Below are 11,795 nucleotides of genomic sequence, written 5' to 3' on the forward strand. Positions count from 1 at the left end.
CGCCAGCACGTCGGCCACGGCCGGGTGGCGCACGTCGAGGCCGAGCCCGGCACCGCCGGGCCGGGCGGCGAGGCTGCTCACCCGCCGGGCGAGGGTCGCGAGCGACAGCCGGTCGGCGCAGTCGGCGAGGTAGAGCCCGACCACGGCCGGGGCGGCGGGCAGCGGTTCGAGGCCGCGGGCGGCGCACCACCCCGCGAATTCCCGCCAGTCGGCCTCGTAGGCGCGGAGCGTGTTAGCGGCGCGCGCCTGCCGAGCGAGTCCGGCGGCGCGGGCGGCGACCGCTTCCAAGTCGAGCGCGGGGCCGATTGCGGTCTCTGCGACAGGGGTAGGAAGGGTGGTCACGGGGAACCCACGTCGTTGGAGGTTTCGGTCGCCAGCAGGTTCTGGATGAGCGTTCGGTGCGTGTGGTTGATTGAGAGGGTCCAGTCGATCTCGCACAGGAGGCGCTCGGCGCAGGTCCGCGCCTTCGTGCCGGGGTCGAGGCCGTGGAGGAGGTGAACTTGCCGTTCGCGCCGCCGCTCAGTCTCGGCGATCTCCCGATCTGCGTCCGCGAGCGCGTCATCGAGGAGCGATGAGGCCGGGACGGGCGCGACGGTCATCCCTGACCCCTCAGGTCCTGGAGCTGGAGTCGGGCCTCAAGGACAAGGCGTAGTTTCGCGTCGGCGAGATCGAGCAGATCCTGGGCGCTCGCCGGGAGGTCGGGGCGTTCCAGGGCCTCCTTCAGCACCCGCTGTTCCTGACGCAGGCCGTCCAGGGTGCGCATGTCCTCCGACATCAGCCGGTCCTGCTCGGCGGTGTCGGCCCCATCCCGGATTAGGGCGAGGAGCCCAGCAGTCCGCGCGGCCGAGCGCATCTCGATCGCGGCGATCTCCCGGCGCACGTCCCGGAGCATCTGCTCCAACAGCGCCACCATGACCGACTCCGTCTTGACCTCCGATAAGCGTCATTATCACAGCCCAGAAGACGCCACCCCGCGGCTGCCCACACCCTAGGCAGCTCCTTCACGAAACTGTGAATTGCCGCCAATTCGGGCTTTGGCGAGCCGCCAAATTCCATTAGGTTACTTTTAAGAATGTATTCACATGTGGCCAGTGAAGTCCATCGACTTCACTGGGGTGGCGAATGCCCCTCCACATGTGACGGGTCTCTCCCGTCTTTATGATGTCGTTCTTGCTCCTTGTAGCAGTATTTCTCAGCTTTTTCAAGATACTGTCTGCCGGTCCGGCCCACTTATCCAATGGTCTCCGCTCTGTACTTTCGGCAAAGAGCGATATTCATAGACGGCCTCGCAACTGGAAATGCCGGGGCCTCACATGTCCAACTCCAATCAGAACGAAGACCGCAAAGATCAGAATGCCTCCGCTGCGCCGGAAGCTTCAAACCCGCTGCGCCCTCATGATTGTCGATATCTCGTACAGGTCAGGAGAGCCGGTCACCTTTCATGGGAGTGCCGCAAGGAGAATGCCCTTCTTCTGAGTACCGCGACGTACGTTGCGGGCGTCCCCGTTCCGGAAGACGTGCGGATCGAACTCTGGGAATGCGAGATCGAGGATTTCGAGATCGATACCTGGGACCGCGTGCGGCTCCTCAAGCGTGACAACAAGGAAATCACGCCCGAGGACGAACGCGCGTTTGAGCGGATCCGGGTGCGCGTTGACCGGTGTCTGACCTGTCGGTGCAAGGTCCCACCGAACGTCGATGACGGGCCGAATTTCGACCGTACCATCGGCGATCTCATCATCGACGCGCGCGCCAAGAAAGACGCGGAGGCCAAGCCCGCTCCCGTCGTTCCTCAGCCGGCTCCGGCTCCGGTGCCGCCGAACCTCACCCCGAAGGCCGAACAGAAGCGCAAGCCCAAGTCCCGCAAGCCGGTTCGGAACGATGGGTGGGGCAGGGACTAGCGCGCCGGCCCGTGGATCGGCCGCTCAGCGGCCGATCCCACGTCCACGATCTCGCCGCATCACGGCGCGGACCCTCAGTAACTCCTGTTCGATACGATGGCGCTCAATCTCCTCTCGACGCAGGTCGCGCTCACGTGCCGAGGCCTGCTCACCATCTCCCAAAGCCAAGCGCCGCTCAGCTTGTTCGTGCCTCAACGCGCGCTGTCGTTCCTGTGCCTTGATGCGCTCATCGGGAGTCAGGCGCTCCCCTTCGCCGCGTGCCAAGCGACCCACCGACACCGCGAGGTTGGTATCCCGCAGCGAGGCCATGGCACCTTCGCTCAAGCTTTGACGCAGGCGGTCGCCGAGTTGCAACCGAAACTGCGCGGCCTTTCGGAGCAGCGTGCGCAGGGTCGCGGTCAGCGTTTGTCGGCGGGCACGCTCAATCCGGAGCGCGTCTACGGCCTCGCCTTGGTCGGTCTGAATGCCAGCGCGGGTTCGGAGGTGGTGTCCCCGCCCGAGCTTCGGCTCCGGCTTCCGATCAAGCACGAAAACCGCTGCGTCGGCTTCGTCCGCCTTCTCCGTGTCACCGCTGGCGCGCGCATCGGCAGCCTCAGCCTTGGCGTCCTCGCATTGTGCCGCGAGCGAGAGGTGGCTGACCCGCGTCGGCGCTCCGGCACGCTCGAGCGCTTCGTTCAGATGCGAAGCCCACGCTTCACGGAGATGCAACAGGGTGTCTCGAGCGTCGAGAGCTTTTTCCTTGCCTTCGAACCCATCGGGACCGACGCGACGAGTCGAGATCAGCACGTGAGCGTGCGGATTGCCGCCGTCCGGATCGTCTTTTCCCGTCCGTCCGTCGTGGTGCGCGATGTCCGCGACAAGACCGAGCGCGACAATCTCCCGCTCGACGAACGCGCGGACCAGCCGGACGCGATCCTCGACGCTCAGCTCGCGCGGCAACGAGAGTACGGCCTCTTTCGCGAGCCTACTGTCGACCCGGCGTTCGCTCGCCTCCACCATCTGCCAGAGCTTCTGGCGATCCGTGCGAGCCCATGCCGGTGCGCTTGGGGGAGCGAGGAGTTCGCGCGACGAGACGCCCTTGCGCCGCCTGTAGTCGAAGACTTGGCCGCGGCGGGCGCAGACCATCCGGGTGCCGGAGCGATAGGCGGCTGCGGCGACGGCCGAACGCCCGCCGGAGCGGCCGATCACCTTCAGCTCGAAGCGGTACAGCGCCATCCCGTCACCGCGCCCTGTGCGCACATACGTGGTCCAGCGGCCCGACGCTGGCTCGGTTTCAGGGTGAGGAACCCTGACGTCCGGCGCCTAAGCGCCGGACTGGGGGGAAGCCGTCCGGCGGGGCGCAGCCCCTGAGGACCGCGGGTGTCGGACGCAGTCCGAGACGTAACCGCGCCCTTCGGGACTCAACCCTAGCTTTGCCCGCCCCTCGAATGCAACTCTCAAAAAGCGAGCTTCGAACATGGACACGACCGAGACCAAGCCGAAGCGCATCAAGCGCACCCCGGAACAGAGGCTGACGGCGCTTGCCGCTGAGACCGCACGTGTGGAGGCAGAAATCCAAGCCAGGGATGAACGGGAGGCGAAGGTCGTCGGCGCTGTTGTGATCCGATGGGCCTACGACAGCCCTGCCAATGCCAAGCAGCTGGTCTCGATCATCGACAACGACGGTCTTCCGGATGTGGACCTCCGAAGGGTCACCGACCTTCTCGGCCGCCTGCACATCTTCTCCATGAGACAGGATCCTGTTCCGCCCACCGAGACGGAGCACTCGTAGGACCCTGCCGACAATGGACGGCGCGAACTCAACCGACCCCGTCATTGAGTTGCTCGACACGCTCAAGGCAGTCCGCCGCGACGTGGACCGACTCGGGCAGGACATGCAGGGGACGCTCAAGGCCGCACAGGCGGCCGAGATGGCGGCTGCAAAACCTCGTACCCTCACCCTCGACGTGTCGGCCCTCGGGCCGGCCTTCGGAACGCTGTCCGACCGCGTCGCGTCGTTGGACACGACGGTCTCCGCGCTCGGGGCCGACCGACTGCGCAGCGAGGTCGTGGCCGCGCTGCACGACGCGCGCGGTGAGATCGACGCAGCGACGCACGGGGTTCGACAGGCAACGGCTCGGCTGACACTTCGCCTCACCGCAGTTCTGAGCCTCGTCGTGCTGGGCGCCACCGGCGCACAGTTTGCCGGCGTCGCCGCGTCTACCTTCTGGGGTCAGGCGGAACGCGCCCGCCTCGCCGCCGAAGTCGAGCGCCTGCGCGTCGCATTGCCGACGCTCCAGGCGCGGGCCGAGGACTGGCAACGCCGCGCAGGCCGCGTGGTGCTGACGAACTGCCAGTCCGATGACAGGCGCACGCGCCTGTGCGTCCGCATCGACCTGAGCGCGCCGCGGTTCGGCCCGCGTGGCGAGTACGCCGTGCTCGACGGCTACTGAGTGCGCAGCGGGCCGTTCGGAATGACGATCGGGTGCATGAGCCTACCGCATGGATGGCACTCGCCGTGACGGACCCGGTCCGGAATCGGAAGGTGGCCTTGCCCTCGCCCGACCCTGCCTCCCGGCAGCTCTTTGCGACGTTTCCGCTGGCCGCTGACCGCTCCAAGATTGCGCTTTCTGAGATCCTCTGTCCGTGGGCTCGAGTTTTTTGAAGGCACCCCCCCCGGTTCGGCCGCCCTTCGCGATCCAAGCCCGCCAAGCGGCATCCACGATGGTGATGCGGTTGGGATCATTGCGCCGGCCGAGAAGGCGGCGCTCCTCGACGTGGAGAAGCCCGGAACGGGCAGCCGTCCGGATCGCGTTGCGTGCCGTCGAGGCCGACACCCCGGCTCGCGCCGCGATGGCCGACACGCACAGTTCACATGCGCCGCGCGCCCGCACCTCGTCGGCGATGATCCGTAACGCGGCGAGTTCGCCAGTCGTGTGCCGGGCCGCGAGCGCCGGGGGCATTGGACCAGAGGCAGCCAAGGTCCGCCGTCGCTCTAGTGACCGAGCGCGATCCGGCGAGCGCTGATGGCGTTTCGGGGGGAAGATGGACGGTCGGCCCGGCGGGGCGTCGCTCCGCGGCCGGGAGCTAGCAGGCCTTCGCGGCGGCACGGGCGCGGCCGGGATGACCGTCCGCCCCTCGATCAGCGCCGACAGCGCCTCGGCCTCGGCCTCACTCACCTGGCCCGCCCCGAAGGCGCGCCACAGCAGCGCCGCCACCTCGGGCAGCGCGCCCCGGGGCGCAACCTCGACGGCGCGCCTAAGTTCTTCAGCGAACATGTCCCAGCCCTTGCGGGCCACGGCACAGCAGCGAGCATCGCCTTAGCGGGCGACACCCTTCCACAGAACGAGCAAGACCGTTGACGGGATTGGCGTCCCGTCTTGACCCCTAAGGGTGCTCGTGAGACTGTCGGGAGGTGTTTGATCCCCCGCCGGTCTCTATGAGATCGGTCCACGGCCTCTCAGGTTGGCGCCTGAGGGGCCGTTGCTTTTTCTACGTTGCCGTCGTGGCGGTTATCTCCTCGAACCGGCACGAGTCCGGCATTCGCCCACCATCCCCGTACCGACACAGGCAGTCAACACGGCTACGGTAAGCCCTCCCTCGACGGGGGTCTCGAAAGGGCGGTCAGATACCCTTTCGAAAGAGTTATGGACACACCCTCTCGTCCGTCTCATTCCGAGTGACCGAGGGGCTGTCATGAGCGAGGTGTCGAAGGGGGTTTCGTCCCGCATCATGACGTATGCGGAGATCGAGGAAGCATTCTCTCTGAAACCGGCTTCAGCTCGGCAGCTCGTGCGCCGACAGGGCTGGCGTAGGCTCCCCGGTAACGACGGTAGGACCCGGATAGAGATCCCTATCGAAGAGTTTGAGCGGGCTCTCAAGAGAGGTGTCGAAACCCCTCTCGATGAAAGCGAAATCGATGCTGAGCCTCCTGTCGAAGGCCCTCTCGAAAGGACCTTCGTTGCCTTCCTAACCGCCCATATCGAACGGCTCGAGCGGGCTCTCACAGAGGCGCAGCAAGCTCTGTCGCAGGCGGTAGCTGACAGGAGCGCCGAGACTGAGAAATCCGATCACTTAGTCGGGGAGGTCGCCGCTCTCGCTCGGCAACTCGCCCAGGTCGTTGAGGAGGCCGGGGGTCGCGAGCGCGAGCTGCAAGCGCGATTAGCATTGGCCGATGCCGCAGCGGCTCAATCACGGGTAGAGTTGAGTGCTTTGGAGAAGAGAGCCGAAGCGGAGACCGCCCAGGCCCGCGCCGAGCTGGAAGCCTGGAAAGCACGCCCATGGTGGCGTCGGCTCGCCGGCTGAACCGCAGTTGTGCACCAGTCCGGATCTGGGAGGCTGTAAGTTCGTAGATCGTCGTGGGTACGGGTGTCCGTCATGAACGAGAGATCGCGTCGCCCACCACAGGAGCCAGGGCGGCCGGGATCCTACTGCAAGCGGCGTGCGGTCTCTGGTACCGGCAGATCGCGGCGGGCGGCCTCGGGGGCTTCCTGGCGGTCCGTGACCCAGATTATCGCAGCGCGCTCGGCCGCGGTCACAACCCGCCCTGGGCCTGCTGCACGGGCTTCCGAGATCAGGGCCTCCAGGGCCGATCTCAGCTCATCTGTGAAGGCGTCGTCGTTCACCCGGTTTGGACCTTTGGTATTTCGTCTACGCCAACTCGGGGTCATCGCAGAGGATGTTCGAAAACGTACGCTAAGCGCCCATACCTATGCAGATTGACAGCGCGGAGACGAACGTTCTCTCTCCGCCTCGTGTCCCGAGATCTCGCCTGCTTGCTTACCAGCATGAGCCGCTGCTGCACGCTAAGTTTTTAGGAAGCCAAGATCATAAATCATCGGTGCTAGCTTCGATGTCAGCGTCTCGTAGGTTGAGTCAAAGACAGCAAATTCGGTTTCGATTTTGTCTTTCTGTTCCTCGCGTCGACCAAGAGCGGATCGGATCTGATACCATCCAACATCGGGGCGATTGAGTTTGAGGCTTTGACGAACGCTATATACATCGGTGATGGAGAAATACGTTTGCCAAAGGATTTTACCTGCTCGTAAGACTGCGGAAGCCTCAACCGAAAACTTCTTTTTATGTAGGTATTGAACCATAAAATCTGATTCAAATCGGTCAGGTGCATTAACTTCAGCCTCGGTGAACGGAATAAAGTGATTGACCAGACTCCATTGGCGACCATTCCACTCCAATCCGTTCGCGCCAGCCGTCAGATTTTGTGTGCTGAACAACATCCAGACTAAGCAGTCCATCTTAAATTCTTCAGTAAGAGGCTCATCAGGCTGTAAGAACTGATCCCGATCATTGAGCCACGACGGCTTAACTAGACGCCGTACCGCAAACACAACTGCCGATTTCCAGAGATTTTCCTTGGTGACGAAAAAACCGCCTGCGCTACAGTACCCTGATGATAGCAAGGCGGTAAGATTTGCGTGTTGAACATCACCACCGGGCGCAATCATTCCGCCGATCGCTCCGTCTGCCCATTTAGTGCCACGCACATCTTTAATACTAGTCGTTGGCACGAGCGCGCCTTTCAAGGGCAGGGCGTCATCCTTATTAGACCTTGCCCGCTTAATCCAATTGCTCAGAAATCGCTCACTTGGTAGATTATAGAATTGCTTTTCGCCAATTGCTTCGCCTTTTTTATTAAGAACCTCCGCAACTATGTTTGTAATTGGTGTCTTCTTTTTTGCGGAATTATCGGTTTCCCAAATAAGGAAGCCAATAGGGAAATTCCCATTTAGACCATCGAATGCTTTGCTAGGCACCAAGAAACCGCCGAGATAAGATGCATTCCAAAACGACCTGAATGGCTCAAAATTTGGAGCATTTACATATTTCAAGGTACTGAACATAGCCAAGGTAGCGTTTGGTATCTCTTTGGCGATCCGCACTAGAAATTGCACGAATAGTTCGCGCGAAGCGTATCCAAAATCACTGATCGTTTTAGCAATCTGCGTCTTTGAAACGCTTTTTTTGCTCTCTGAATTTTTCCCACGAGAACTTGTGATGTTATCTATGTTTGCAGCTTCTGCATATGGCGGATTGATAAGTATCAGGATCTTTCGACCTTCGGCGATTGCCTGCCGCAGAGCGGGCGGCACTTTGTTGGTGAGGCTATAGTCAATTCTGCCATCAGCCGTAATGTCATCATTGAGATAATCATATTGAAACCGAGTGGCGGAAACGCAGGTTCTAGTAGCTTTCATAACATCGACGTCAGCTTGATCTAATGTACTCATAAAAACGTTTCGCGGGTTGGAATGCTTGGTTTCCAAGTTCCCAACGCCGCAGCACATGTCCCAAACTATGTAGTTCTTCTGCCAGTTCTTCCCAAGAACGTCGGCTAACTTATCGTAGGCTTTATCAACCACGTGGAGTGGAGTATAGAAAGCGCCCTTGAAGCTACGCTCGTCTAGCGGGATTAGGGAGTCGCGACGCTCTAATAAGTAATTGCGATACTCCTCATCTGGTGGGCGGTGATAAATTGACCAGAACTGACGGTAACCCTCACGATTACCTAGTTTATAAAGTTTACCGTCGAGGGAAAATACGGGCGCTTCTCCTTGATGGAGAAGTTCGGCCGGCAAGTTTTCATGAGTCGCCTTGGTTCCGTCATGCATGATGTCGGCGAAAAAGAGAAGGGCATATTTATCTACCGGAGCACCGCCGATTTCCCGACCGATCATCTCGACCCATTTATCGAAAACTTGCTTCAAATTATCTGGCGTGATCGAAATGCGGATAATATCGCCCTTTGTCAGAGCGGCTTTTACAGTACTGATGAATTCATCTTCGTGCGTCGCTATCCTGAACGAGACCATCCTTGTTCCAATGAACGCGGATACTTGGTCGAGCGCCTCCTTCGGGAATTTAGTAGCCGACTTGCCCCATTTTATCGTCTTCTTTTTCAAAAATGGAATAACATCAGCGGTCTTCATCAGAGCCGCCTTCTCAGTATCCATTACTGCCAGGAACGGTGGTAACTCGTCCCCTTTATTCAACCCATCCTGCACATAATGCAGAAGCTGGGTGAACATCTTATAACTTGAGTCCTTGCCGTGATGTTTAGCCTCGAACCACATTTCCTTCGTACGAATATCAATTAGCCCTTTGGTATATTTCTTCAAGCCTAACGCCTGAATGTAAACATCTTTGACGTCTTCCTCGCTGCGGACATCTTGTAGTTTTTTGTACAGAGACATTATGTTCCCGCTGGACCATGCCCGATGCACGGTAGACATCGCCGTTCGCATATGCCGTGGCAAGCGCTGTGGCAGCGTCGTGAATATCCTCACCCATGGGGTTCTCGTAGTCGAGGGCGGCGGAGACAACGCCTACTGGACACGCGTCCTCGTCACGTAGAAGGGGACCCAAAACTCAGTTCGAAACCACGAGGCGTAGGCCCTGGCGCGGGAGATACGCGCGCTCAACGTCGGCTTCGTTCGCAGCCAGAAGGCGCGCCAAGTCAGACAAGCTGTATCCAAGCTCGTTGCAGTGATACTTGATGATATCTCTAAGGCGCCAAGGTTCTTCTACCTGTATTTCGTATGGCTCACCCTCGTTGAAAGATTTATTATACTGAACATTCATGTTTTTGTACTGAGAATCAGTAATTAATTTTAGGTCGTAAGTTCTTTTAATCAAGCTTTTTATAGAGACCTTCCAGTACGCTTTCACTCTACCGAGAGCAGTAATCTTAGGAGATATCAAATATGATTTGATATCCGAGGCAGGCATGAGGAAAGCCGCAGCGAAGCGGTGCGCCTCCTCTTCCATCTTCTGATCGTCGTCAGGCACGGTGTGCATAACGATGTGTCCAAGCTCGTGCGCGAGCGAGAAACGGAAGCGGTCCCCGGCAACATCCTTGTTCATGAAGAAGAGCGGTGGCATGCCCTCCGAACGGAAGCTGATGCCGTCCAGAAGCTTGGTGTGGAAGCTCGTCATGATGACGATGCCGCCCGCCTGCTCAATCGTATCAACCACGCAGGCGACCGGCCCACGCGGCAGCATCCAGTACGCGCGCAGCCGCTCGGCGACCTTCTCTGGCGTGAGGCCGCTCTCGTCCAGGTCGATCTGAGGGATCGGCTTGGCGACTTCCAGGTCGTAGGAGCGCAAGAGCCTCGCCACGTGCTGACGCCGGATGTTGATGACCGCACCGATCCGCGCGAGTGGCTTCGCGCCGAGCTTCGTGCGCTTGCGGTAGTGAAAGGCGGGGAACCCGATCGCGCGCTCGCGCTGATGGAAGAAGGCTGTAGGGAAGCGGAGTGCCTTCGCGAGGTTGCCCAGCACCTCGTCGGAGGGTTGGCCGATCAGGCCGTGTTCGAGCTTCGAGATGAGCGCCTGCGTGACAGACGCCTCTCTCGCCAGATCAGCCTGGGTCATCTCGCGCGCCTCACGCGCGAGTCTCAGCATGTCAGCGTTGAAGACCGCGTCGGTCACTTAGCGTCCTCGTCTCGCACGCGCCGCCTCAAAGTCGGTCCGACCAGTGTCAGGGATCCGCTCCGGCGTGATGTCCACCCACGCAGCCTGGGCTTCCGTAGCGGTGACCTGCGCCGTCCAGATCACGTCCTTGCCGATCTGCCTGACAATCATCACCCGCTCGATCGCGGCCCCGGCGGCATCCATTTGGTAGCCCGCATACAGACGCACGGCCGCCTCGGGCAGATCGAGGAGGGGCATCTCGTCGTCATAATCCTGCTGTTGCAGGGTCTGGTAGTTAGCGTGTTGGCCTAACCCGTTCACCTTCTTGACCCGGATCAGCGCCTGATCCCGGTAGTTGAGCAGGTGAAGCCCCCGGCGATCCAGGAAGTTCACCCCAGGCGTGCCGTCGAAGCGGTCCATCAGCGCTCGTTCGGCGTGGTCGTAGATGCAGCACGCGGCAGCGCGATCACTGTGCTGCGCACGAACCGCATCCGAGTACCCGTCACCGTTGTAGGTGGCGACCGCCTCGTACAAGGCGTCGTGGATGCCGAGCAGCAGGGGCTCGATGATCGCCATCTGGCGCGACTGGTCTTCTTCCACGTCCATAAGGCCCTCTCCATCCGGCAGCACGTCGCGCCCTTGGAAGGATATGGCGGAAAATATAACCGTTTCAATAACCGAGCCGCAACTCCTTGTCGGGCCTTACGCTTTGGACTCCTGGGCGTCCCAGACGAGAGCCCTGGAAGCGCTACAATCCGATCTCGACAGCGAGATTGTCGGCGAACAGGGCCCCCTCACGGACGTACCGGCGCAGGGTGCTGAGCGAGGCGTGACGGGTCTGGTGAGCGATCCGGATCTCGCCAACCCCGGCATGGGCGGCCGAGGTCGCGAACCCCGCCCGCATGGAGTGGCCCGCATAGGCCGCCGCGTCGAGCCCGGCGGCGCCAGCGCGGCGCTGGACGATCAGCGCGACGGCGTTGCCGGACAGCCGCCCGCCGAGGCGGCCGTGACGGTCGACGGCGCGGAACGCCGCCCCCTCGGCGATCCCGGTCGCGGCAAGCCACGCCGTGTAGGCGGCGGCCGGACACGTCGCCTGTCCCGTGCGCCCGACCGCGAGCACCGCGCCGCGACCCTCGGCGTCGGTCTTGCTGCGCCGGATCGTGACCCGCAGGCCCTCGGGCAGGACGGCGATGTCGGCCACGTCGAGGGCGGCCAGCTCGGAGCGCCGCAACGCGGCGGCGGTGCCGACCAGGAGCAGGGCGCGGTCGCGCCGGTCGGCGTGGCCGTCGCCGAGCCCGGCGAGCACCTGCTTCAGGCGCGGCACGGTCAGGGCCTCGGCGCGGCGCTGGGCGGAGCCGCGCTCGCGCCGGAGGCCCGCCAGCACGTCGGCCACGGCCGGGTGGCGCACGTCGAGGCCGAGCCCGGCCCGGCGGTGCCGGGCTCGGCCTCGACGTGCGCCACCCGGCCGTGGCCGACGTGCTCCCA

The 11,795-nt window shown here is 61.8% G+C and carries 12 protein-coding genes; 4 read left to right on the top strand and 8 right to left on the bottom strand.

Annotated features, from left to right (window positions below; all coding sequences use genetic code 11):
- The 3 genes from IVB22_RS18350 to IVB22_RS18360 form a co-directional block, all read right to left on the bottom strand.
- The coding region (locus IVB22_RS18350; protein ID WP_247518718.1) for a site-specific integrase at nt 1-342 on the bottom strand (342 nt) is incomplete at its 3' end.
- Nucleotides 339-599 carry a hypothetical protein gene (locus IVB22_RS18355; protein ID WP_247299890.1) on the bottom strand — a complete coding sequence of 87 codons (261 nt, stop codon included), beginning with the start codon at nt 597-599 and terminating at the stop codon, nt 339-341. The genes IVB22_RS18355 and IVB22_RS18350, both read right to left, overlap by 4 nt.
- Nucleotides 596-913: a hypothetical protein gene (locus IVB22_RS18360; protein WP_247299892.1), complete on the bottom strand. Its 318-nt coding sequence runs from the start codon at nt 911-913 to the stop codon at nt 596-598. The genes IVB22_RS18355 and IVB22_RS18360 overlap by 4 nt, the downstream gene beginning before the upstream one ends.
- A gap of 400 nt (nt 914-1,313) precedes the next feature.
- Between IVB22_RS18360 and IVB22_RS18365 the strand changes: the two genes are divergently transcribed.
- Nucleotides 1,314-1,901: a hypothetical protein gene (locus tag IVB22_RS18365; protein WP_247299893.1), complete on the top strand. Its 588-nt coding sequence runs from the start codon at nt 1,314-1,316 to the stop codon at nt 1,899-1,901.
- A 24-nt stretch (nt 1,902-1,925) separates the two neighbouring features.
- Here the strand turns inward: IVB22_RS18365 and mobQ are convergent, their stop codons facing one another.
- A complete protein-coding gene (mobQ, locus tag IVB22_RS18370; RefSeq protein ID WP_247299895.1) occupies nt 1,926-3,116 on the bottom strand; it encodes a MobQ family relaxase in 1,191 nt (396 codons plus the stop codon).
- 241 nt (nt 3,117-3,357) lie between these two features.
- On the opposite strand from mobQ, the gene IVB22_RS18375 reads away from it, so the two are divergent.
- The 3 genes from IVB22_RS18375 (at nt 3,358) to IVB22_RS18385 (ending at nt 6,185) form a co-directional block, all read left to right on the top strand.
- Complete coding sequence (locus IVB22_RS18375) at nt 3,358-3,672, top strand: hypothetical protein (protein ID WP_247299899.1); 315 nt, start codon at nt 3,358-3,360, stop codon at nt 3,670-3,672.
- Between the two features lie 13 nt (nt 3,673-3,685).
- Nucleotides 3,686-4,333, top strand: a complete 648-nt coding sequence (locus IVB22_RS18380) for a hypothetical protein (RefSeq protein ID WP_247299902.1) — start codon at nt 3,686-3,688, stop codon at nt 4,331-4,333.
- A gap of 1,243 nt (nt 4,334-5,576) precedes the next feature.
- The gene (locus tag IVB22_RS18385) at nt 5,577-6,185 is read left to right on the top strand and encodes a hypothetical protein (protein WP_247299906.1); all 609 of its coding nucleotides are present in this window, start codon (nt 5,577-5,579) and stop codon (nt 6,183-6,185) included.
- Nucleotides 6,186-6,685: 500 nt separating this feature from the next.
- Here IVB22_RS18385 and IVB22_RS18390 read toward each other — a convergent pair whose 3' ends face one another.
- The 4 genes from IVB22_RS18390 to IVB22_RS18405 form a co-directional block, all read right to left on the bottom strand.
- A complete protein-coding gene (locus IVB22_RS18390; protein ID WP_247299909.1) occupies nt 6,686-9,091 on the bottom strand; it encodes a hypothetical protein in 2,406 nt (801 codons plus the stop codon).
- A 175-nt stretch (nt 9,092-9,266) separates the two neighbouring features.
- Nucleotides 9,267-10,328: an XRE family transcriptional regulator gene (locus IVB22_RS18395; RefSeq protein ID WP_247299911.1), complete on the bottom strand. Its 1,062-nt coding sequence runs from the start codon at nt 10,326-10,328 to the stop codon at nt 9,267-9,269.
- Nucleotides 10,329-10,916, bottom strand: coding sequence for a hypothetical protein (locus tag IVB22_RS18400; RefSeq protein WP_247299914.1), 588 nt, complete (start codon nt 10,914-10,916; stop codon nt 10,329-10,331).
- Nucleotides 10,917-11,058: 142 nt separating this feature from the next.
- Nucleotides 11,059-11,795 (bottom strand): tyrosine-type recombinase/integrase (locus IVB22_RS18405; protein ID WP_247518719.1); only part of this gene is annotated, 737 nt, incomplete at its 5' end.

It is taken from the genome of Bradyrhizobium sp. 190 (genome assembly GCF_023073415.1).
GTDB lineage: Bacteria > Pseudomonadota > Alphaproteobacteria > Rhizobiales > Xanthobacteraceae > Bradyrhizobium.

Coding starts and splice junctions, on each gene's coding strand:
- IVB22_RS18355 (WP_247299890.1), bottom strand. CDS start 599: ATGACCGTCGCGCCCGTCCCGGCCTCATCGCTCCTCGATGACGCGCTC.
- IVB22_RS18360 (WP_247299892.1), bottom strand. CDS start 913: ATGGTGGCGCTGTTGGAGCAGATGCTCCGGGACGTGCGCCGGGAGATC.
- IVB22_RS18365 (WP_247299893.1), top strand. CDS start 1,314: ATGTCCAACTCCAATCAGAACGAAGACCGCAAAGATCAGAATGCCTCC.
- mobQ (WP_247299895.1), bottom strand. CDS start 3,116: ATGGCGCTGTACCGCTTCGAGCTGAAGGTGATCGGCCGCTCCGGCGGG.
- IVB22_RS18375 (WP_247299899.1), top strand. CDS start 3,358: ATGGACACGACCGAGACCAAGCCGAAGCGCATCAAGCGCACCCCGGAA.
- IVB22_RS18380 (WP_247299902.1), top strand. CDS start 3,686: ATGGACGGCGCGAACTCAACCGACCCCGTCATTGAGTTGCTCGACACG.
- IVB22_RS18385 (WP_247299906.1), top strand. CDS start 5,577: ATGAGCGAGGTGTCGAAGGGGGTTTCGTCCCGCATCATGACGTATGCG.
- IVB22_RS18390 (WP_247299909.1), bottom strand. CDS start 9,091: ATGTCTCTGTACAAAAAACTACAAGATGTCCGCAGCGAGGAAGACGTC.
- IVB22_RS18400 (WP_247299914.1), bottom strand. CDS start 10,916: ATGGACGTGGAAGAAGACCAGTCGCGCCAGATGGCGATCATCGAGCCC.